This is a genomic window from Streptomyces sp. MNU76, assembly GCF_020982545.1.
In the GTDB taxonomy this organism is placed as follows: Bacteria; Actinomycetota; Actinomycetes; order Streptomycetales; family Streptomycetaceae; genus Streptomyces.
In genome coordinates, this window is the sequence record NZ_JAJKLK010000033.1 from 31,609 (window position 1) to 53,480 (window position 21,872).

Genomic DNA, 21,872 nt, shown 5'->3' on the forward strand with positions numbered 1-21,872 from the left:
GCTCACCGGCCCGACGCCGTCAGGACGACCTCGTCGGTCTCCGGCTCGCCCCAGGCCAGCTCCCGCAGCAGCGCGAGCACGCCCTCCTCCGGGTCGATCAGCTCGATGCCGCGGCGCGCGTACTCCCGGCCCAGCTCAGGGCCGACCATGCCGCGGTGCGCCCCAGCCGGCGCCCACGGGCCCCAGTGCACGGTGACGGTACGGCTGCCGGTGCCGGCACGCCAGAGGCGGCCGAGGCGGGCGAGTGCGTCGTTGGCGGCGGCGTAGTCGGCCTGGCCGCGGTTGCCGTACACCGCCGCGACGGAGCCGAACATGACCGTGAAGGCGGGCAGTTGGGGAAGTCGCCGGAGAGCCGAGAGCAGTGCGCGGGCGCCGTCCACCTTGGTGCCGTAGACCCGTTCGAAGGAGACGGGGTCCTTCTCGGAGAGCAGCCGGTCCTCGATCACTCCGGCGGCGTGTACGACCCCGTCGATCCGGCCGTACGTCGCGTACGTCTCCTTGACCGCCTGCTGCACGGCCTCCGCGTCCCGCAGGTCGAGTGCCCGGTACCTGGCCCGGCCGCCCGCGTCGTGTACCTCGGCCAGGGTCGCGGCGATCTCGCGGCGGGCCAGGACGCGGCCCGCTTCGCGGTCGATCTCGGCGGTGCTCAGACCGCCCCGGGCGGCGAGCGCTGCACGCAGCGCGGGTAGGTCGGTGGCGTGGGCCAGCTCGTGGTGCCCGCCCGTGCCGTCGTCGAGCGGCGTACGCCCGAGCAGTTCGACCCGGCAGCGTGCGGCGGCGGCAAGGGCGAGGGTGAACCGGGCTGTGATGCCGCGTGCGCCGCCCGCGAGGACGACGACCGATTCCGGGCCGAGCCCGAGTGCCGCGGCTGCGGCGGCGCCGGAGGAGGCGGGCCCGGCGCCGGAGGAGACGGGCGGGCCCAGAGGGCTCTCGTACGGTACCGGGGCGCGGCGGAGCCCGCAGGTGCGCAGCACGACGGGCTCCCGGTCGGGCGCCAGCAGTTCCCCGACGAGCGCCTCGGCCTGCTCGGCGGCGGGCTCGTCGGGGTCGAGCTCCACGGTGCGGACCACGGTGTCGGGGTATTCGCGGGCCGCGGTGCGCACGAAGCCGTCGAGGCCGCTGGTGTCGTCGGGGAGACGGGGGCAGAGCAGCCGGCGCGGGCCGCGCAGCAGCAGTTCCTGGAGCACGGTGAGCTTGGCGGGCAGCAGTTGCTGTTCCGCACCCGCGAGAGCGCCCAGGTGCAGCACTCCGTCGACCGGGCCGGTGTGCCCGGCGAGCTGTGCGGTGTCCGGGCCGCCACGGGCGGCGAGCGCGCCGAGTGCGGTGAGCCGGGTGACGAGTGCCCGTGCGAGTGGCGTGTCGCCCGCGACGATCAGGAACCGCTTCCCGCGCAGCTGTACCGCGCCTTCGGCGCCGGGCACGGGCGCCGGGTCGAGCGGGGCGGGCCGCAGCAGATAGCGGTGGGGAACCTGGCCGGTGAGCGGGGCGGGGCTCCCGGCGGCGGGGGCCGCGGTGGCGAGGCGGGTGCCGGGTCCGGTCGGCGAGCGCCTTCGCGCGGGCCCGCAGCCAGTCGGCGATCCCGGCTGCGGTGCGCTCCCGGGTCAGCTCCTCCAGGTCCGCGTCCGGCAACGACCGCAGATCCGCACCCGAGCCCAGCAGCCGCCGTCCCAGCTCCCCGGCGATCTCCGTCCGCTTGATCGAATCCACACTCAGATCCGCCTCCAGATCCGACTCCGCCCCCACCATCTCCACCGGATATCCCGTACGTTCCGCGATCACCGCCAGCACCTCGGCCAGCACATCCACCCCCACCGGAGCGGGAGCGCGGGCCGGAGCCGCAGCGAGAGCGGCCGGAGCCGGGGCCGGAAGGGGTTCGGGGGCCGGCGGAGCCGCCTGCGGCGCGGGCGGAGCCCCGAAGTAGCCGAGGAGCACGTCCCGTTGGGCGGCCAGCATCTCCCGGCTGTTGCGCAGGAACTCCCGGAGCAGTTCTTCCCGTTCGCCCGTCGTCGTCGCCTCACTGGTCCGCTCTCTGGTCCCCTCTCTGGTCCGCGGGATGCCCGAGGTGCGCCGGGCAGGGCGCAGCGCTCCCGGCACCGGCCGGCCGTCCGCCGTGCGTACGAGGTGGCCGTCGACCGTCCAGCCGGGCCGCACCGGCACGGCGGCCGGGTCGGCGAGTGCCGTGTCGCGTCCGCTGAAGAGCCGTGCGGGCGCCACCGGGACACCGGCCGCGGCGAGCCGGGCCAGGGCTTCCAGGTGGCCGCGCAGGCCCGCGTCGGGGCGGGGTTCGAACGGGACGGCGACGTGCGGCCGGTCGCCGAGGATCTGGCCGACCAGACCGGTGAGCACGGTGCCGGGCCCGCACTCGACGAAGATCCGCGCCCCGGCGTCGTACATCGCCTCGATCTGCTCGGCGAAACGGACGGGGGCGGCGATCTGCTCGGCGAGGTCGGCCCGTATCTGGGCGGGGTCCCCGGCATAGCGGGTGCCGGTGAGATTGGCCCAGACCGGGAACTCGGGGCCGCGCACGGTGTACGCCGTCAGGATCTCGGCGAAGCGGGACACGGCCCCGGCGACCAGCGGGCTGTGGAAGGCGCAGGCGACGGGCAGCGGGCGGACGGCGAACCCGGCGGCGGTGAGCGCGTCGACGGCTTCGGCGACGGCGTCCCTCGGGCCCGAGAGCACGCTCTGCGCGGGCGCGTTGTGGTTGGCGACGACGACCCGCTCGGCCAGGCCTGCGCCGGCGAGCACCCGGGTCACCTGCTCGGCGGAGGCCACGGCGGCGGCCATGGTGCCGGGATCGGGCCCCTGTGCGCCGGTCGCGGCGAGGATCGCCTCGGCCCGCTCCCGGCTGAGGTCACCGAGCGTGTCGGGGTCGAGGGAGCCCGCGGCGCAGAGCGCGACGAGTTCGCCGTAGGAGTGCCCTGCGGCCATGTCGGGGCGGACACCGACCGCGGTGAGGGTGTCGTACGCGGCGAGGCCGACCGCCCCGAGCGCGGGCTGGGCGTGGCGGGTGTCGGTGAGCCGGGCGACCTGTGCGGCGCGTTCGGCGGCGTCGAAGGCGGCGGGCGGGAAGAGGGCGGCGGCCGGGGCGTGGTAAAGGTGGCGGCCGAGTTCGGGGAAGGCGGTGAACAGTTCGGCGAACATGCCGGGGCGCTGGCTGCCCTGGCCGGGGAAGAGGAACGCCACCTTGCCACCGTCGTTGCTTTCGCCGTTGCCGTTGCCGTCGGGCGCCCCGGCGGCGGCGCCTGTGGCGGGGAACACTCCGCTTCTCCCGGGCGTGCCGTCGAGGAGGTCCCGTATCAGGTGCGGGAGTTCGGTGACGGACTCGGCGACCACGGCGCCGAGGAGCGGGCCCGGGCCGGTCTCCGCGCACTGTGCGGCGGTACGCGCCAGGTCCCGCAGCCGCCAGTGGCCGCTCGCCGCGAGGCCGGCGAGTTCCTCGGCCGCTGCGCGGGTGCGGAAGACGAACAGCTCGGCGGGCCAGACGTCGTGGCTCTGGCGCGGCGGCGCTCCGGCGTCGGCGTGGGCCCGCAGCACCACGTGGAAGTTGGTGCCGCCGAATCCGAAGGCGCTCACCCCGGCGACGCGGCGGGCGGCGGGCTCGGCCCAGGGCCGGGCCTCGCTGTGGAAGACGAATGGGCTGTCGGGGCCGGTCCAGACGGGGTTGGGCACGTCGACGTGCAGGGTGGGCGGGCGCACCCCGGTATGCAGGGCGAGCGCGGTCTTGATCAGTCCGGCGAGACCGGCGGCGCACTTCGTGTGTCCGATCTGGGACTTGACGGAGCCCACGACGCAGTTGCCGGGCGCGGCCCCGGCCTCCTCGAACAGCCGGGTGAGCGTGCTGAGTTCGGTGCGGTCGCCGACGACGGTGCCGGTGCCGTGGGCCTCGATCAGGCCGACCTCGGCGGGCGAGACGCGGGCCTGCGCGTAGGCGCGTTCCAGGGCGGCGCGCTGGCCCTCGGGGCGGGGCGCGGTCAGGCCGAGGGAGCGGCCGTCGCTGGCGCTGCCGACGCCCTCGATGACGGCGTAGATCCGGTCGCCGTCCCGCTCGGCGTCGGTGCGGCGCTTGAGCACGAGACAGGCGACGCCCTCGCCGAGTGCGATGCCGTCGGCGGCCGCGTCGAACGTGCGGCAGCGGCCGGTGGGCGACAGCGCGTGCGCGGAGGAGAAGAGCAGGTAGTCGTTGATGCCGTTGTGCAGGTCGGCGCCGCCGCACAGGGCCACGTCGGCGGCACCGAAGGCCAGTTCCTTGCAGGCGGCGTCGACGGCGGCCAGGGAGGAGGCGCAGGCGGCGTCGACGGTGTAGTTGGCGCCGCCGAGGTCGAGCCGGTTGGCGATCCGGCCGGCGATGACGTTGGCGAGCATGCCGGGGAAGGAGTCCTCGGTGAGCTTCGGGAACTGCTCCTCCAGGTCCTCGGGAAGACGGCCGATGTACGAGGGCAGGACGCTGCGCAGCGTCGCGGCGCCGGAGATGTCGCTGCCCGCCTCGGCACCGAAGACGACGCAGGTCCGCTCGCGCGGGAAGGCCCGGCGGTCGAGCCCGGCGTCGGCGAGCGCCCGCCTGGCCGCCTCCAGGGCGAGGAGCTGGACGGGTTCGATGGCGGCCAGGGAGGCGGGTGGGATTCCGTAGGCCAGCGGGTCGAAGGGGATCGGAGGCAGGAAACCGCCCCACTTGGACGCGGACACGTCGTCCGCCTCGGCGTCCGCGCCGAAGTGCAGCGCGGGATCCCAGCGGGTGTCCGGGACCTCGGTGATCGCGTCGGCGCCGGCGAGCACCTGGGCCCAGTAGGCGGGCAGGTCGGGGGCGCCGGGGAACATGCCGGCCATGCCGACGACGGCGATGTCGAGCGGTTCGGGAGCGGGGGCCGGGTTCCGTGCGGGTACCGTACCGCCCGCGTCGCGTACGTCTGCGGAGAGTTCGGCGGTGCGGCGCCCGTAGAAGTCGGCGGCCCCGTCGGTGACCGCGTGGTGCAGGGCGTCGACGGTGGTGACGGCGGAGCGGAGCACGGCGACCTCGCCGGCCATGAACATGCCCGCTTCGCGCTGGCGCTCCTCGTCGACGTCGAGCAGCTCGTGGCCGACCCGCTCGACGCCCTTGCTGGCGATGCGCAGGCGGCCGACGTTGAGCCGCTCCAGCTCCTGCCAGACCTGCCGCTCGGGTATCCCCTGAGTCCGCAGTTCGTCCTTGACCTCCTGGTACGTGTCGCTGAACGCGCTGGGCAGGCAGCGGGTGGCGTGGCCGGGCGCGGTGTGCAGGAGCGTGGTCGACGTGGCGTCCAAGGCCGCGCGCTGGAACAGCGGCCGGATGGCGCCGCACTCGACGGCCTCCTCGGTGAAGAGGTAGCCGGTGCCCATCAGAACGCCGACGACGGCACCGCGGGTGGTGAGCGGGGCGGCGAGCGCGGCGACCATGGCGGCGGAGCGCTCGTCGTGGATGCCGCCCGCGAACAGCACCTGTACGTCCTGTGGGTCGGCGGCGTCACCGCCATCGGCGTGACCGTCGTCGGCCGCCGCGTCGAGGAAGTCCTCCAGGACGGCCAGTTGCGCCTCCCAGAGCGGGAAGCTGTTGCGCGGCCCGATGTGCCCGCCGCACTCGGCGCCCTCGAAGACGAAGCGCCGGACGCCGGCCGCCAGGAACTGGCCGAGCAGCCCGGGCGACGGCACGTGCAGAAAGGTACGGATGCCCTCGGCCTCCAGAGCGGCCGCCTGGGAGGGACGGCCGCCCGCGATGACGGCGTGGCTGGGGCGCAGCTCACGGACGGCCTCCAGTTGGGCGGTACGTATCTCTTCCGGAACGAAGCCGAGGATGCCGACGCCCCAGGAGCGGTCGCCGAGCGCGGACCTGGTCTGCTCGAGCAGGGTGCGGGTCTGCTCGGGCCCGGCCAGGGCGAGCGCGACGAACGGCAGTCCGCCGCCGTCCGCGACGGCCGCCGCGAACCGTGCCTGGTCGCTGACCCGGGTCATCGGGCCCTGGACGACCGGCAGCGCGGTGCCGAGCGCCTGGCACATCGGCGAGCCGCCGCGCAGCACGGCGCCGTCGTCGGCCACGGCGGCGTCGATGCCCTCCGTGACGGCGGCGAGGGCGCGGTCCACGGTGCCGTACCGCTCGGCGAACCGGGCGGCGAGAAAGGCATCCTGGCCCAGCGGCAGGGGCCGGTCGCGCAGGACGGCCGGGAGGCCGGGGCGGCTTCGGTCGAGCACCCGGCAGCCGTCGACGACGACGGTCTCGGTGCCGTCGGCGGCGCGCAGCAGACCGGCGGCCGCGGGGGCCGTACCGGCCTCGTCGAGCAGTGCGAGCTGGATGTCCAGTACGACTCCGCGGGCGCCTGCGAGCACGGCGGCGGCCGCGGTGTGCGGCCCGATGCCGCCGCAGGCCCACACCGGCAGGTCGGCCGGTACGGCGCCGAGGACGCGCTGGAGCAGCATGAAGGTGGAGTGTTCGCCGCAGGGGCCGCCGGACTCCTCGCCGCGCACGATGAGCCCGGTGACACCGTCGGCCACGGCCCGGACGGCCTCGTCGGTGCCGCGGACCTCGGCGAGCACGGCGGGGTCCGCGGCGGCGGCGCGGGCGGTGGCCCGGACCTCGGCGACGGTCCAGGGCGCGTCGGGGGCGAGGAGCACGGTGCACGGTCCGGCGGCGGCCGGGTCCGCGGTCCGCCGCGTTCCGGCGGGCGCCGGGGCCCACAGCTCTTCGGGGCGCAGCGCACAGTCGGCGGGGACCCGCACGCCGTGGCGGCCGGGAGCCCACTGCCGCAAGAGGGTCAGGGCCTCGCGGGCGGCGCGGGCGCCCGGGCCGAGGTCGAGGACACCGGACCCACCGGCCCGGCAGACGGCGGCGACGAGGCGGGGGTCCGGTGCACCCAACGGGCTGACGCCGATAACGGTATGCGTCATGGGGGGAGGCTCCTCTGTGCGATCGGGGGGGTGTGCGATCGGGACGAGCGGATTCGGCGCACGCCGCGCGCTCTGGAGCTGATGACCCGTCAGATACTAACGGGTAGTCAGTTATCTGGCTGCACCCCCGACACCGATCTCAGTGAAGAGGAACCGCAACGAGCCGGACCCGGTCGCCGCGGAGCTCGGCCATGTCGTCGATGTCGGAAATCGACATGATCGCCGGCCGTGACCGCACGCCTGTCCGCGCGGCCTCCCGTAGCTGACCTCGCCTCCTGCGTCGCCTCCCCGCGGCGCGGTGTTGATCAAGGGCTACGGGGCGTTCGCCCTCCCATCTACCCGCCCCACCGCAGGCGATGAAGCCGCCCTGGGTCGCTGACGCGTAAATAGGTGCAGGTCAGGGCGGTGGTGGGCAGGTCTGGGTGCCCGGTGGCCGTGCTGGCCACCGGGTGTCCGGGTTTCTTGTGTCAGGCTGCGTGCTCCCTCGGGTTGAGGGTGACGGTGTAGCCGAGTTGATTGAGCTGGTTGATCGCGCGGCGGGTGGCGCGTTCGGGGTCGCGCTGGGTGAAGTAGGTGCCGCCGAGTTCGTGGTAGGGGAGGTGGTTGGTGAGCATGTGCCAGATCGCGGTGATGATCGAGTGTTCGACGGCGACCAGGGCCCTCAGGGGGCCGCGGCGGGCGGTCAGCCGCTTGTAGCGGGCCTGGAGATAGGTGTCCTTGGTTCTGACCGCGCCGAAGGCGGCCAGGCCGAGGGCGCCCTTGAGGTAGGGGTTGCCGGGCCGGACCTTGGTGTTCTTGGTGCGGCCGGCGGACTCGTGGTGGCCGGGGCAGACGCCGGCCCAGGAGGCGAGGTGTTTGGCGGTGGCGAACCGGGTCATGTCGCCGCCGGTCTCCGCGATGATCACTTCGGCGACGGCCCGGTTGATCCCGGGGATGGTGTCCAGGAGGTCGAGCGCAGGACGAAAGGGGGCCATCGCCTCCTCGATCCGTGCGTCCAGCTGCCCGATCGCGTCGGTGAGCTGGTCGTAGTGGTCAAGGTGCAGCCGGGTCAGGAACGCGTGGTGGGCGCGGAAGCGTCCGGTCAGGGCTTCGGTGAGTTCGGGGATCTTGTTGCGGAGCTTGCGTTTGGCCAGCTCAGCGAGGGCCTGCGGGTCGCGTTCCCCGGCGATGAGGGCTTCGAGCATGGCCCGGCCGGAGACGCCCATGATGTCGGCGGCGACCGCGGCAAGCTTGATCCCGGTGTCCTCCAGCAGCTTTTCCAGCCGCTGCACGATCTGGCCGCGCTCGCGGGTCATCTGGGTCCGGGCCCGGGTCAGGTCCCGCAACTCGCGCACCGGCTGCGGCGGGACGAACGAGGCACGGACCAGGCCGTGGGCGCCGAGCTGGGCCAGCCAGGCCGCGTCCGAGACGTCGGTCTTGCGGCCGGGCAGGTTCTTGACCTGCCGCGCGTTGACCAGGATCACGTTCAACTCGTCGGCCAGCAGGTAGTAGAAGGGCTTCCAGTAGTCCGAGGTCGCCTCGATCACCACCAGGGTGACCTGGGCGGCGAGCAGGTGATCGCGCAGGGCGAGCACGGCGTTCGTCGTCGCGCCCCAGGTCGTGGTCTGGTTCGTGAACGACCCACGCCGTTTCGTACTCGGGGTGCGGATGCACGCCTTGGCGTCCTTCTTGCTGACGTCCACACCGGCGCAGCGTTCGTGCAGTACGTCCATGTCCAGAGCCCCTCCCTCAACGGCCGAGCGGTACGCCGTTCCGGGAGGGCCAGGGTGAATCAGGAATTCTGACGCACGTGCTCACAGCAACACTCCACGGTTCCCGCGGACGGCCCTCGGCACCATGCTGACCTGCGAGCTCACCGGCATCACAGAGACCTCGGTTTCGGCCGGAACGAACCCCACCAGCCTCCCGGACCGGCATCAGCCCACGTCAGGGCACACAAGGAGCACCTCGGCGCGCGCCACGGCATTTACCACGCCCCCGGCGCGCACCGAAGGCGCGCTGCGCTGCTGACCTGGGATGATGGGACTTCTTCAAGGTTCCGTGTCACAGATCGAGAGAACACCCGCGAGAGACCACGGCCCCCTGCCGGGGCCGTGTCCGATTCGCTCCTGCCCGCCGCCGTCCTGGTCGCGTTCGCGGCAGGCACGGATGACCGTGGGGGCCCGTGCCTGCCGCGCTTGCGCTGGGTTGCATCCGCTGGGGTTACAGCGGGCAGGTGATCTGGAAGACGACCGTCTTGGGGTCGTTGGGGGTGGGGCAGAGGAACTGGTCGTAGCGGGTGTCGTTGTCGACGAAGCGCTTCAGCCAGGAAACGCTGTACTGGGCGATCGTGGTGTTCGGGTCGGTGAAGGTGAAGTGGTCGGTGTCCTTGAGCACGATGAGTGACTTGTCGGGGACGTTGGTCAGCCCGTTGTAGAAGGGCAGGGCGAAGTCGTCGACGGAGGCGACGGTGTCACCGTCGGCGCCGAAGATCATGGTGGGGACCGTGATCCGGCTGGAGACGTTGCTGAGGTCCCAGGGTGCCAGCGGGATGGCAGCCTTGAGCGACGGGGTGCTCGCCGCGCTCTGCAGCGAGCCGCCGCCGCCCATCGACCAGCCCATCACGGCCAGCCGGCCGGGGTCGATCCGGTTCTTCACCGTGCTCTGGGCCGTCAGATAGGTGAGTGCGGCGAGTTGCTGCCTACTGCGGTCGGTGGGGAAGTCCCACAGCGCATTGGTGTTCAGGGTCATCACCACGAAGCCCTGGGAAGCCAGCCGGGGTCCGTACCAGGCGATGTCCGACTGCGAGGCGAGGAAGCCGGGCATGATGACGATGGCACCGAAGGTGCCCTCGCTGGTGTCGGTGGGGTAGTAGACGGTGCCGCTGTTGAAGCCTTGGCCGCTGCCTGCCGGCACGGTGACCGAGCCGATGTCGAAGGGACCGGTTTCGGCGGTGATGCTCTCCAGGGTCGGGACCGGGCCGCGCTCGTAGGGGTTCTGGGAATCAGCCTGGGCCGGGGTGGCGAGGGCGGTCGCCATGACGACCGCGACGATCGCCGTGAGCGCTCGGAACGGGAGCAGTTTCACGGGGGTCCTCTCGGACAGGCTGTCAGTTGGTGTAGACGGCGGGAGAGTCGCTGACGCTGCTGTCGACCACGGGGGCGTAGGCGGCGGTGAAGTAGCCGTTGGCCGTGCACAGTGCCGAGCCGGAGACCTTGGTGAACTTCTGGTTGCTGAAGGTCAGACTGTTGTCGCTGTTGGAGCTCACCGCGGAGAGGCCGGGCGCCTGGTAGACACAGGTGATGGAGCCCAGCAGAGTGGAGAGCGCCACCGTGGTCTGGATCGCCCTGCCCGGGGCCGCGGTCACCGTGACGGTGCCGTCGGAGGAGGCGGCTGTGTTGTAGGGCAGGTCATCGACGGTGATGCTCTGCACCCCGAAGACGCCGAAGACGTTGCTCGTGCAGCCGTTGAAGGTCTGTGAGGTCGCGGACTCGGTGGCGGTGCCCGGGGCGGCGGGGTTCGCCGTCACCGTGGCGGAGAGCGTCGATTCGGTGCAGGTGATGCCGGAGGTGCCGTTGCTGCTGGTGGCGAGGGTGGCGTTGGTGCCGCTCGCCAACGATGCGGTGAGTACGTCGCCGACGGAGACGGCGTTGCCGTCGGCACTGCCGTAGGTGAGCACGGCGGTGTCCGCCGGGGCGGCGGTGGCCGGGAGGATGGCCAGGGCCGTCGAGACGGCTGTGGCGACCAGGGTGGAGACGGCGTATCTGCGCATGCGGGTTCCTCTTCCACTTGCATGGGTGACGAGCAGGGTCGGGCCGCTGCCCCGGGGGGAGTGGGGCAGCGGCTCGCGCATTGCCGTTCCCGGGTGAGATGGAACGGCCGGACCGGCCCGGTCTCTGACTTGGCGTCAGAGACTCGGTGCACTTGTTGCGGCCTTGCAGGGTGCGTGACACTGACGGCCCCGGCTGCTCTACGACCGCGGGCCGCACGAGAAGAAAACCTGTGAGAGTTGTAAACCTGACGGGTATTCAAGTCAAGGCGCGCGTACAAGAAGGCGCGCGCGCAAGTTCGAGGAAGGATGCGGAATGGCAGCAGGCTCGTCGGCACGGCCTCCGCTGGTGCTGCCCGGTACCCGCACGGGACGCGATCCGGAGCGTTCCCTGCGGCGTGGACCGAGCCGAACCCCGCCCGAGGTGGTCGCCGCCAACCAGCGCGACCGGCTCCTGGACGGCTTCGTCCGCACCGTCGCCCAGGTCGGCTACGCCCGCACCCGGGTCAGTGACATCTGCCAGGCGGCAGGCGTGACCAGGCCGGTCTTCTACGAGCTGTTCAAGGGCAAGGAGGACGCCTTCCTCGCTGCCCACCAGTACGGCACCTCCCTGGTCTTCAGCGCCATGGAGGAGGCCCACGCCCAGGCCTCCGACTGGCCGGGCCGGGTGCGCGCCGGGCTCGGCGCGCTGCTCGGCATCCTCGCCAGCGCGCCCGAATTCGCCGTCATGGCCATCGTGGAGATCGACGCGGTCGGCCCGGCCGGGCGGGAGGCACGCGAGGAGCTGCTGGCCCGCTTCCGGGACTTCTTCACCGACCTGCCCGAGGTCGAACTTCCCATCCCGGCCGAGGAGTTGGTCGACATGGTGATCGGCGGGGTGTACTCCGCGATCTACCGGCGGATCGCCGCCGACCGAACCGCCGAGCTGCCCGGCCTGCTGCCCGGCCTGGCCTTCTTCGTACTGGCCCCCTTCCTCGGCCCGGAACGCGCCGCCGCCGACCTCGCCGACCCGACGCCCTCCGCCAACCCCGTCCCAGCCTGCCTGGCCCCGGAGAGCTGATTCCGAATACAGCGGAAGATCGCCTCATCGCCCCGGAACGGTCCATTCCTGTCGCACGCGCAAGCTGTGACACGCGTCCACCGGAGCGATGAGGCACCAGCCATCCCAAGGCCCCCACCCAATGAGCGACTCCTCAGCCTGGTACCAGGCCCGATTGCGTGCGAACTGATCGCCGTGCAGCAAGACGGCCTGCTCAGCCCCGGCCGCGCAACGGCCCTCTCGTGCTGGTCGAGGTCTGCCCGCGCGAGGGCTTCGAGCCCGGCCGGTTCGGCGGGCGTGTAGAACTCCAGCCAGTCAGGATCGGCGTCGCTCGGCCCCTTGGCGTGAAGGCGGTGAGCACGCACGATCACTTTCTCTGTGGCGCTCGGGTCGCCCAGCAGCGCCCAGCCACCAGCCTCCCGCATCGCGAACAACGAGAGCATCCGCGCCGAGCCGTACGACTTCACCGCTGTCTGCGCGCCCTGGGCTGCGGAGATCACCTCGCGGGGACGGCCTGATGCCCTGGCCAGGAGCGAGACGCAGCCGAAGGCCTGCCCCTCAAGGCCCGGGTCGTAGGCGATCCGGGCGGCGGCCAACGCCTCGTTGCAGAGGCTGCGGGCGTCGGCGGGGAGGCCGGAATCGTAGGACAGCCACCCGGCCGCGATCGTCAGATGGCCGTCGCCGACCGCAGCCGACTGCCGGTCCTCTCCGTGAACACTCGTGTGTTCAACCACTGATAGGCGGTGTGCAGCGCCTGGGAGGCACTGCGGAGAAGAACGACGGAGCCGTAGTCATGGTCGTGCGTGTAGATCTTGCTGACGGCTTGGTCGACGGCGCGGACGTCGCTGACTCCGATCCGGCGCGGTGGCTTGTCCGCGGCGGCTCGATCAGGATGAGGGACAGAGCAGCGCCCGCGCCGTCTGTCACGAAGGCTCGGCGGTCCACCGCTTGCTCCTGTTCCGGCCCGTTCGCCACGGCTGCCGACGCGACCTGCCGCGCCGGGCTGCTGACGACGGGTGGGATGTGCCCGATCTCACCGTGGAGTCGGCGGTGGTGCCCGTTCCGCGCTCGCGTCGGGGACCGTGGTGATCACCTTCTTGCCGCGGACCGCTCCGGTGATGCCGAGTTCACGCATGAGACATTCGACCGTGCAGCGGGCCACCGCGACACCCTGGCGGTTCAGGTGTCGCCAGATCTCCCAGGCGCTGTGGACACGGTAGTTGGCCTCGTACGCCTCGGTGATCAACGTCTTGAGCTCGGCGTCGCGGACGCCAAGTTCCTGGACGGCGTCCGAGAGCAGGCCAACCGTCTCATCGAGCAGTCCATGCAGGAGTGGGAGCGCATCAGCCGGGGCGCGGAGTCTGAGGGGTGAGTCGGGGTTTGGTCCGTGACCGGTCCGCAAGCGCTGGTCAGGAGTGGGACGACAGTGGGAGGAACTGGGAGTTATGACGTAAGTCGGTCCTTGCTCTGGGTGGGCCGAGAGGAAGGCGTCTGACGTGTAAAGCCCCAGGTCAGACGCCTTCTTTCGTGTCTCTAGAAGAAGCCCAGCTTCTTCGGCGAGTAGCTCACCAGAAGATTCTTGGTCTGCTGGTAGTGATCCAGCATCATCTTGTGCGTTTCGCGACCGATGCCCGACCCCTTGTAGCCGCCGAACGCGGCGTGCGCCGGGTAGGCGTGGTAGCAGTTCGTCCAGACGCGGCCCGCCTGGATGGAACGGCCCGCGCGATAGGCCGTGTTGGTGTCGCGCGTCCAGACTCCCGCGCCCAGCCCGTACAGCGTGTCGTTGGCGATCTTGATGGCGTCGTCGAAGTCGTCGAACGGGGTCACGGAGACGACTGGACCGAAGATCTCCTCCTGGAAGATCCGCATACGGTTGTCACCCTCGAAGATCGTCGGCTGGACGTAGTAACCGCCCTGCAACTCGCCGCCGTGCTCGATGCGTTCCCCGCCGGTCAGAACCTTGGCACCCTCCTGCCGCCCGATGTCCAGATAGGAGAGGATCTTCTCCAGCTGGTCGTTGGAGGCCTGAGCGCCGATCATGGTGTCGGTGTCCAGCGGGTGCCCGGTCTTGATCAGCTCGGTGCGGGCGACGGCCGCCTCCATGAACTCGGCGTAGTTGCCGCGCTGCACCAGCGCCCGCGACGGACAGGTGCACACCTCACCCTGGTTGAGCGCGAACATCGTGAAGCCTTCGAGCGCCTTGTCGCGGAAGTCGTCATTCGCCGACCACACGTCGTCGAAGAAGATGTTCGGCGACTTGCCACCGAGTTCGAGCGTCACCGGCGTGATGTTCTCCGAGGCGTACTGCATGATCAGACGCCCCGTCGTCGTCTCACCCGTGAACGCCACCTTCGCCACCCGCGGACTCGACGCCAGCGGCTTGCCCGCCTCCACCCCGAACCCGTTGACGATGTTCACCACACCCGGCGGCAGCAGATCCGCCACCAGGCTCATCCACACGTGAATGGACGCCGGGGTCTGCTCGGCCGGCTTGAGCACGACCGCGTTGCCCGCCGCCAGCGCGGGCGCGAGCTTCCAGGTCGCCATGAGGATCGGGAAGTTCCACGGGATGATCTGGGCGACCACCCCCAGCGGCTCATGGAAGTGGTACGCCACCGTGTCATCATCGAGCTCCGACAGCGAACCCTCCTGCGTGCGGATCGCCCCCGCGAAGTACCGGAAGTGGTCGATGGCGAGTGGGATGTCCGCGGCCAGCGTCTCCCGCACCGGCTTGCCGTTCTCCCAGCTCTCCGCGACCGCCAGCTGCTCCAGGTTCGCCTCCATCCGGTCGGCGATCCTCCGCAGGACGTCCGAACGCTCGGTCACGGACGTGCGCCCCCAGCCGGGCGCGGCCGCGTGCGCCGCGTCCAACGCGCGCTCCACGTCCTCGCTCGTACCCCGCGCGATCTCGGTGAACGGCAGCCCGTTCACCGGACTCGGGTTCTCGAAGTACTGACCGCGCGCCGGCGGCACGTACTCACCTCCGATGAAGTGGTCGTAGCGCGCCTCATAGGAGACGACCGCGCCATCCGTACCGGGTGCTGCGAAACGGGTCATGAATACCTGCCTCCCGAGAAGCGCCACCCGCCGTTGGGGCGGCTCTCGTGAGGAGGCTAGAAACCGGAATGTTGCAACGACGTTGCGCCCCGCCCGCCCGCCCCGCCCCGCCCCGCCCCGCGGCCCGAACGTCCCCTACTGCCGCCGAGGCCGAGGCCGGGGCCGAGGGCGTGCCCACGACGTCGGCACCGACAGCTCCGACTCCAACTCGCGCAGCCGGGACCGTACGGCCGGTGTGGGGCGTACGGCTGCCAGCGCCCGCCACACCTCCAGGTCGTCCTCGCCCCAGGGGGCGTGCGCCCAGTCCGCCAGAAGGTCGGGGTCGTGCCCGGCTATGAGCGCCGTGCGCAGCCCGTCGGCGAGCCTGCGCCGCAGCCGGACGACAGCCGGCGCCTGCGAGCCCGGCAGCAGCGGGCCCGCGTACGCCGACGCGGCCGCCGTCACCGCACCTGTCTCCAGTCTCCGTTCCACCACCGCCACATCGGACTCGAGGGGGACCATCAGCCGGTACGGCCGTGACCCCAGCAACCCCGGCACGAGGAGACGGCGCAGCCGCGCCAGCTCGGCCCGCAACGTCACCGGCGTCACGGACTCGTCCTCGTACAGTGCGCAGAGCAGCTCGTCGCCGGACAGGCCCTCCGGATGGCGGGTGAGCAGCACCAGGATCTCGCTGTGCCGACGGCTGAGCCTGATCTTCCGCCCTCGGACCAGGAGTTGGGCCTCGTCCCGGCCCAGCGCGGCCAGTTCGAGCGCGTCCGCCGACGCCCCGGGCGGGGTGAGCAGGGCGAGCTGGGACTCGGCGGCCCGCGCGACCGCCTGCACGAACCCCAGGCTGTGCGGATGCGCGAGGCCGTCACCGCCGGTGATGTCGACCGCACCGAGCACCCGTCCGGTCCGTGGATCGTGCACCGGCGCCGCCGCGCACGTCCACGGCTGCACCCGCCGTATGAAGTGCTCGGCCGCGAACACCTGCACGGGCCGGTCCACCGCCACCGCGGTGCCCGGAGCGTTCGTCCCGACGGCGGACTCCGCCCAGCGCGCACCCGGTACGAAGTTCATCCGGTCGGCCCGTCGTCTGGTCGCCGCGTCCCCCTCGACCCACAGCAGCCTGCCCTGCGCGTCGCAGACCGCCAGCAGATGCTCGCCGTCCGACGCGAACGTGCCCAGCAGCTCGCGCACCAACGGCATCACCCGGGACAGCGGATGCTCGGCGCGATAGGAACCGAGGTCGCCGTCCGTCAGTTCCACCCGGGCGGTGCCCTCCGGTCCGACACCCGCCTTCGCCGAACGCCGCCACGAGTCCGCCACCACAGCACGCACGGGCCGAGCCACCGTGCCCCGCTGCGTGAACGTCTCATGCGCGCGACGCAGCACGCGCACCCGCTGGACGGGGTCGGCTCCCGGCTCCAGAGCCACCCAAGGATCGGTCAACTCGGCCTCCCGGACACGTGCGCACGGCTGCAAACCATCGTCACCGCCGGACCCGCACCCCGACAAGCCGCGCGCGTCGGCAATGTCAGGCGGCGACGACCAGGCGTATGTAGCGGTCCCAGTCCCAGTGCGGCCCCGGATCGGTGTGGTCGGTGCCCGGGACCTCGTAGTGGCCGATGATGTGGGCGCGGTCCTTCGGGATGCCGTGCCTGTCGCAGATCGCGGCGGTGAGCGCCGCGGACTGTTCGTACATGGCGGAGGTGAAGTACTCGGGGCGGTCGATCCAGCCCTCGTGCTCGATGCCTATGCTCCGCACGTTGTAGTCCCAGTTGCCGGCGTGCCAGGCGATGTCGCGTTCCCGGACGCACTGGGTGACCCGTCCGTCGGCCGACCGGAGCAGGTAGTGCGCGGAGACCTGCTTCGCCGGGTTCCAGAAGACGGGCACCGTGTTCTTGTACGTGGTCTGCGTGACATGAATGATCACCATGTCGATGGAACGGCCGGACGGACGGTCGGCCGCGGTGTAGTTGGCCGCGCTCGCCGGCTCCCACAGGGCGGGCGTGTGGTCGAGGTGGGGCGACTGGGCGCCGGCCCGCGGGCTGGGGAGCAGCGCGTAGGGGATCGCGGCGAGGGCGGCGCCCCGCAGCAGCCGCCGCCTGCTCGGCAACGGCCTGGCTCGCTCCATGTGGCTCTGCCTCTCCGGTCGGTGGGTGGTCCTTGTGCTTGTGCTGGTCGACTCGCATCCGTACTCGAAGACGCAGTCGCACGTCGAACGGCTGCGCCTCACGTGGATCACGGTACGGCGAATCCCGGTCGGGCCGATCGAGCGTGTGGATACCGGTGGAAAACCAGCGAGTTGTGGATAACTCCATCACCCGACAGAGGGAACAAGTGGCGCCGCGCCACGGGCGCATCCCGGCCGTGCTACGACCGCACCCCGGCCGTCGCCGGATCGTCCAGCACCCCACGCACCACCGAGTGGGCCGCACCCAGCAGTGGGCCTTCCGGGCCCAGCCGGGACACGGTCACGGAACACGCCGGACCGGCCGTGCGCCGAGCCAACTCCCGCTCCAGCGAGGGCAGCAGCCAGGGTGCGAGGGCGGCCAGGGCGCCTCCCAGCACCACGGTCCGCGGGTCCAGCAGATTCACCGCGCCGGTCAGCGCCACACCGAGCGCGGCGCCGGCGCCACGCAGAGCCCGGTGCACATCCTTGTCGCCGCCCGCCGCCCGCTCGGCGAGGAACTCGACGCGGTGTTCGCCCGGTTCCAGCCCGGCCGCCCGAAGCACGGCCTCCTCACCGGCGTACTGCTCCAGGCAGCCGCGTCCACCGCACGCGCAGTCGGGGCCCTCCGGCCGGACGGGGACGTGCCCCAACTCGCCCGCGAATCCTCGTGTCCCGCGAAGCAGCCGGCCGTCCACGACGACCGCGCCGCCGATGCCAATCTCCGCGGAGACGTGCAGGAAGTCGGACGGTGTGCCGTCCCCGAGCCAGAGTTCCGCGAGTCCGCCGAAGTTGGCCTCGTTGTCCACGGTCACCGGGAGACCGGCGGGCAACAGGGCGCCCAGATCCGTGTCGTGCCAGTCGAGGTTGGGGGCACGGACCACCGTGCGGGCGTCGCTCGCCACCAGCCCGGGCACGGCGACCGCCAGCCCCGCGGGCCACAGGCCCTCGCCCTCCGCCTCGGCGACGACCCCTCGCACCAGCTCGGTCAGCTCGTCGATGACCGGCTCGGGCGCCCGGCCGCGGTTGGTGCCGTGCCGCACCGCCCGAACCCGTACCTCGCCCCGCAGATCCACGGCGCAGACCGCCAGGTGGTCGACACCGATCTCCGCGCCGATACCTGCGGGGCCGTGTCCGCTGAGGGCGAGCGCCGAGCCGGGCCGTCCGACCCGTCCTGGACGCTCAGGGCCCAGTTCCTCCAGGAGTCCCGCACGGATCAGCTCGTCCACCAGCGTCGACACGGCGGCCCGGGTCAGTCCGATGTGAGAGGCGACGGCGGCCCGGGACAGCGGCCCCTCGGCGTTGACGGTGTGCATGACGCGGGAGAGATTGCGGCGCCGCATGCCCTGCTGGTTGTCGGGCAGGCGGCGGCCGGAGCCGCTCGGGCGGGTTTCGTGCAGTGGTGCGGTCATGCCTCCCTCGGCTCCCGTCGGTGCGTCCCGGTGGATGTCCCTGTGCGTTTTCCTGTCCGTGCTCTGTAGATCATGCCGGAATCAGATTTTCCCACTCGGGACCCCCCTCGCCGGTCAGTCGCTGTCCGGTCCGTGATCCAGCAGCGGCGCCGCGTCGGACAGCACCCGGGAGATCCTGGCGAGCGTCTCCTCGTCCCGCTCCACGGCCTCCAGCACCGGCCCCCGGGTGGTGTCCCAGCGGCGGGCGACCGCGGCCGGGTCCTCGCCGGTGAGCAGCCCGGCGGCCTGTGCGGCAGCGCCCAGGGCGACCAGTTCCTTCGCCTCGGGGACCTGCACGGCACGCCCCGACAGGCGCCGCACGGTCTGCTGCCAGGCGGTGCCCCGCGCGCCCCCGCCGATGAGCAGCAGCGGTGCGGAGGCGTCCGCGTCGGAGTCGAGCACCAGGTCCAGGGCGCCGAGCAGGGAGTGGACGGCTCCGTCGTACGCGGCCTGCAGCAGCTGCCCGCCGGTCGTGTCGTGGCGCAGCCCGTGCAGCAGACCCGAGGCGTGCGGCAGCGCCGGGGTGCGTTCGCCGTCCAGGTAGGGCAGGAGGGTGACGTTCGTGCCGGGCTCCACGGCCTCGCGGTCGAGGCCCAGCAGGGCGGCGACCCGGTCGACCGCCTGGGTGCAGTTCAGGGTGCAGGCCAGCGGCAGCCAGTCCCCGTGCGCGTCGGCGAAGCCCGCCACCGTGCCGGTGGGATCCGCCGGGCGGCGCCTGGAGACGGCGTACACCGTACCGGAGGTGCCCAGGCTCAGCACCGGGGTGCCGGGGCGCAGCCCGAGCCCCAGCGCGGCGGCCGCGTTGTCCCCGGTACCGGCGGCGACCAGCGTCCCCTTGGCGAACGGCAGCTCATGGGCGTCCCGTACGGTCCCGGCGACCTCGCCCGGCCGGACCACACGGGGCAGCAGCGCCGGGTCCAGCCCGACATGGGCGAGCACCTCGGCGTCGTACTGCTCCGTCGCCGACGCCCACCACCCCGTGCCGGAGGCGTCGCCGCGATCGGTCGTGCCCTGACCGGTGAGACGCTCGGTGAGATAGTCGTGCGGCAGGCGCACGGCGGCGGTCGCGCGGACGGCCTCGGGCTCGTTCTCCGCCAGCCAGGCCCACTTCGTCACGGTGAAGGACGGCCCCGGCACGCTGCCGGCACGCTCCGCCCATGCCTTCGCGCCGCCCAGTTCCTCGACCAGGCGGGCCGCCTGCGGCGCGGAGCGCACGTCGTTCCACAGCAGCGCCGGACGCACCGGCTCGCCCCGGGCGTCGAGGGTGACGAGGCCGTGCTGCTGACCGCCGACGGACACCGCCGAGGCCTCGCGCGCCGCCTCCCCGCACTGGCGCAGCGCCTCGCAGAGCGCGTCCCACCACTGGCGGGGGTCGCTCTCCCGGCCGGCACCGGAGGACACGGTGTGCGGCGCCTGCCCGCTCGCCACGACCCGGCCGGTCGCCGCGTCGACGACCAGGGCCTTGGTGGACTGTGTGGACGAGTCCACACCGACGACGAGCGGACCCTCGGCAGCTGACATCGGGCTCTCCTTCTCACGCGGCTCATGACCGCCGCTGACGTGGCTGACGTCTCCGTCCGGCGACACCTTGTCTTCCCGGAGACGCGTCCTCATACTAATTTGTAAATCGCCATGACGAAATAGTCGGAGCGCAAGGAGCCGCGGCATGAACTACCAACCCACTCCCAACGACAGGTTCACCTTCGGCCTGTGGACCGTCGGATGGCAGGGCAGGGACCCGTTCGGCGACGCCACGCGGCGCGCCCTCGACCCGGTCGAGTCGGTGCAGCGTCTGGCGGAGCTCGGCGCCTACGGTGTGACCTTCCACGACGACGACCTGATCCCCTTCGGGTCCTCGGACAGCGAGCGCGAGGAGCACGTCAAGCGCTTCCGCGCGGCCCTGGACACCACCGGCATGACCGTGCCCATGGCCACCACCAACCTCTTCACGCACCCCGTCTTCAAGGACGGCGCGTTCACCGCCAATGACCGCGACGTCCGCCGCTACGCGCTGCGCAAGACGATCCGCAACATCGACCTGGCGGTCGAGCTCGGCGCCAAGATCTACGTCGCCTGGGGCGGCCGCGAGGGCGCCGAGTCCGGCGCCGCCAAGGACGTCCGGGACGCGCTCGACCGCATGAAGGAGGCGTTCGACCTCCTCGGCGAGTACGTCACCTCCCAGGGCTACGACCTGAAGTTCGCGATCGAGCCCAAGCCGAACGAGCCGCGCGGCGACATCCTGCTCCCCACCGTCGGCCACGCCCTGGCCTTCATCGAGCGCCTGGAGCGCCCGGAGCTCTACGGCGTCAACCCCGAGGTCGGCCATGAGCAGATGGCCGGGCTGAACTTCCCGCACGGCATCGCACAGGCCCTCTGGGCCGGCAAGCTCTTCCACATCGACCTCAACGGCCAGTCCGGCATCAAGTACGACCAGGACCTCCGCTTCGGCGCGGGCGACCTGCGCTCCGCGTTCTGGCTGGTCGACCTGCTGGAGAGTGCCGGTTACGCGGGGCCGAAGCACTTCGACTTCAAGCCGCCGCGCACCGAGGACTTCGACGGCGTGTGGGCGTCGGCCGCGGGCTGCATGCGCAACTACCTCATCCTCAAGGAGCGCGCGGCCGCCTTCCGCGCCGACCCGGCGGTCCAGGAGGCGCTGCGTGCCGCCCGCCTGGACCAGCTGGCCCAGCCCACGGCCGCCGACGGACTGCAGGCGCTGCTCGCGGACCGGGCGGCCTTCGAGGAGTTCGACGCCGAGGCCGCCGCCGCGCGCGGCATGGCCTTCGAGCAGCTCGACCAGCTGGCGATGGACCACCTGCTGGGTGCGCGCGGCTGATCGCGTCGCTCGATCCGGCCGGACCTGTTTCGGCCGGCTCTGCGCCTCCTCCGGTCGGTCTCTGCGCGGAATTCTTCGGAATCATGTGGTCCATGGCATGAGTCCGTAGCAACTCCCGCGCGGGGCTCGCGCCTTGGCCGTTTCGCGGCGACTCTGGACGGTATGGGCCTGCCTACCCCGTCGTCCCAGCCGCCGCGACCGCCGGACGGCACACCGCCGTCGAACGGCGGAGGATTCGGGCCCCCGCCAGGGGGCTACGGTCCGCCGCCGGGCGATCCGACCGGAGGCGGAGGTGGCTGGCAGCCCCCGAGTCAGGGCGGGGGCTGGCAGTCATCCGATCCGCCCGGTGGACCCTCGTCCGACGGGCGTCGCAGGCTCGTGCTCGTCGCGCTGGCCGTGATCATCACCCTCGGCGCCGTCCTCGCCGTGGTGCTGGTGGCCGCCAGGGGCGAGGGACCGGCGGACGACGAGCCGTCGGGCGGTGCCGGTGGCGGTACCAGCTCCTCGCCGACCCCGTCGCTGAGCCTCCCGTCAGGGCTGCCCAGTGATCTTCCGACGCTGCCCTCGGGCTTCCCCAGCGATCTGCCCAGCGGGATGCCGAGCGATCTGCCCAGCGGGTTCCCGACGGGGCTGCCCAGCGACCTGGACTCACTTTTCCCGGACCCGGTCGGCCACACCGGCTGACGGGTCGCACTCGG

At 72.2% G+C, this 21,872-nt stretch carries 13 protein-coding genes and 2 pseudogenes; 3 read left to right on the plus strand and 12 right to left on the minus strand.

What is annotated here, in order from left to right:
• Positions 1-2 precede the first annotated feature (2 nt).
• The 6 genes and pseudogenes from E4N62_RS49160 to E4N62_RS47555 all read right to left on the minus strand — a co-directional run bounded on the left by E4N62_RS49160 (position 3) and on the right by E4N62_RS47555 (position 10,645).
• On the minus strand, positions 3-149 hold the full coding sequence (locus tag E4N62_RS49160; protein ID WP_230224788.1) for a hypothetical protein: 147 nt from the start codon (positions 147-149) through the stop codon (positions 3-5).
• A gap of 81 nt (positions 150-230) precedes the next feature.
• Positions 231-1,421, minus strand: a pseudogene (locus E4N62_RS49165) (SDR family NAD(P)-dependent oxidoreductase); the annotation flags it as partial.
• A 295-nt stretch (positions 1,422-1,716) separates the two neighbouring features.
• A pseudogene (locus E4N62_RS47540) lies at positions 1,717-6,894 on the minus strand (beta-ketoacyl synthase N-terminal-like domain-containing protein); the annotation flags it as partial.
• A 467-nt stretch (positions 6,895-7,361) separates the two neighbouring features.
• A complete protein-coding gene (locus E4N62_RS47545) occupies positions 7,362-8,606 on the minus strand; it encodes an IS110 family transposase (RefSeq protein WP_230224741.1) in 1,245 nt (414 codons plus the stop codon).
• Positions 8,607-9,096: 490 nt separating this feature from the next.
• A complete protein-coding gene (locus E4N62_RS47550; RefSeq protein WP_230224743.1) occupies positions 9,097-9,960 on the minus strand; it encodes a dienelactone hydrolase family protein in 864 nt (287 codons plus the stop codon).
• Positions 9,961-9,982: 22 nt separating this feature from the next.
• Positions 9,983-10,645: a Tat pathway signal sequence domain protein gene (locus E4N62_RS47555; protein ID WP_230224745.1), complete on the minus strand. Its 663-nt coding sequence runs from the start codon at positions 10,643-10,645 to the stop codon at positions 9,983-9,985.
• Positions 10,646-10,958: 313 nt separating this feature from the next.
• On the opposite strand from E4N62_RS47555, the gene E4N62_RS47560 reads away from it, so the two are divergent.
• A complete protein-coding gene (locus E4N62_RS47560; protein WP_230224746.1) occupies positions 10,959-11,702 on the plus strand; it encodes a TetR/AcrR family transcriptional regulator in 744 nt (247 codons plus the stop codon).
• Between the two features lie 1,012 nt (positions 11,703-12,714).
• Here E4N62_RS47560 and E4N62_RS50025 read toward each other — a convergent pair.
• The 6 genes from E4N62_RS50025 to xylB form a co-directional block, all read right to left on the minus strand.
• On the minus strand, positions 12,715-13,083 hold the full coding sequence (locus tag E4N62_RS50025) for an IS3 family transposase (RefSeq protein WP_374117283.1): 369 nt from the start codon (positions 13,081-13,083) through the stop codon (positions 12,715-12,717).
• A 131-nt stretch (positions 13,084-13,214) separates the two neighbouring features.
• Positions 13,215-14,738, minus strand: a complete 1,524-nt coding sequence (gene adh, locus E4N62_RS47570; protein WP_230224750.1) for an aldehyde dehydrogenase — start codon at positions 14,736-14,738, stop codon at positions 13,215-13,217.
• A 135-nt stretch (positions 14,739-14,873) separates the two neighbouring features.
• Complete coding sequence (locus tag E4N62_RS47575; protein ID WP_230224752.1) at positions 14,874-16,169, minus strand: GAF domain-containing protein; 1,296 nt, start codon at positions 16,167-16,169, stop codon at positions 14,874-14,876.
• Between the two features lie 85 nt (positions 16,170-16,254).
• Positions 16,255-16,854, minus strand: coding sequence for an N-acetylmuramoyl-L-alanine amidase (locus E4N62_RS47580; RefSeq protein ID WP_230224754.1), 600 nt, complete (start codon positions 16,852-16,854; stop codon positions 16,255-16,257).
• Positions 16,855-17,093: 239 nt separating this feature from the next.
• A complete protein-coding gene (locus E4N62_RS47585) occupies positions 17,094-18,302 on the minus strand; it encodes an ROK family transcriptional regulator (RefSeq protein ID WP_230224756.1) in 1,209 nt (402 codons plus the stop codon).
• A gap of 114 nt (positions 18,303-18,416) precedes the next feature.
• Positions 18,417-19,862: a xylulokinase gene (xylB, locus tag E4N62_RS47590; protein WP_230224758.1), complete on the minus strand. Its 1,446-nt coding sequence runs from the start codon at positions 19,860-19,862 to the stop codon at positions 18,417-18,419.
• Positions 19,863-20,007: 145 nt separating this feature from the next.
• Between xylB and xylA the strand changes: the two genes are divergently transcribed.
• Together xylA and E4N62_RS47600 are read left to right on the plus strand one after the other, a co-directional pair.
• On the plus strand, positions 20,008-21,174 hold the full coding sequence (gene xylA / locus E4N62_RS47595) for a xylose isomerase (RefSeq protein WP_230224759.1): 1,167 nt from the start codon (positions 20,008-20,010) through the stop codon (positions 21,172-21,174).
• Positions 21,175-21,552: 378 nt separating this feature from the next.
• Positions 21,553-21,858, plus strand: a complete 306-nt coding sequence (locus tag E4N62_RS47600; protein ID WP_230224760.1) for a hypothetical protein — start codon at positions 21,553-21,555, stop codon at positions 21,856-21,858.
• Positions 21,859-21,872: the final 14 nt, after the last annotated feature.

What these genes read in the sequence shown, in the direction of transcription:
- xylA (WP_230224759.1), top strand. Translation starts at nt 20,008, where the DNA reads ATGAACTACCAACCCACTCCCAACGACAGGTTCACCTTCGGCCTGTGG.
- adh (WP_230224750.1), bottom strand. Translation starts at nt 14,738, where the DNA reads ATGACCCGTTTCGCAGCACCCGGTACGGATGGCGCGGTCGTCTCCTAT.
- E4N62_RS47585 (WP_230224756.1), bottom strand. Translation starts at nt 18,302, where the DNA reads ATGACCGCACCACTGCACGAAACCCGCCCGAGCGGCTCCGGCCGCCGC.
- E4N62_RS47560 (WP_230224746.1), top strand. Translation starts at nt 10,959, where the DNA reads ATGGCAGCAGGCTCGTCGGCACGGCCTCCGCTGGTGCTGCCCGGTACC.
- E4N62_RS47580 (WP_230224754.1), bottom strand. Translation starts at nt 16,854, where the DNA reads ATGGAGCGAGCCAGGCCGTTGCCGAGCAGGCGGCGGCTGCTGCGGGGC.
- xylB (WP_230224758.1), bottom strand. Translation starts at nt 19,862, where the DNA reads ATGTCAGCTGCCGAGGGTCCGCTCGTCGTCGGTGTGGACTCGTCCACA.
- E4N62_RS49160 (WP_230224788.1), bottom strand. Translation starts at nt 149, where the DNA reads ATGGTCGGCCCTGAGCTGGGCCGGGAGTACGCGCGCCGCGGCATCGAG.
- E4N62_RS47555 (WP_230224745.1), bottom strand. Translation starts at nt 10,645, where the DNA reads ATGCGCAGATACGCCGTCTCCACCCTGGTCGCCACAGCCGTCTCGACG.
- E4N62_RS47545 (WP_230224741.1), bottom strand. Translation starts at nt 8,606, where the DNA reads ATGGACGTACTGCACGAACGCTGCGCCGGTGTGGACGTCAGCAAGAAG.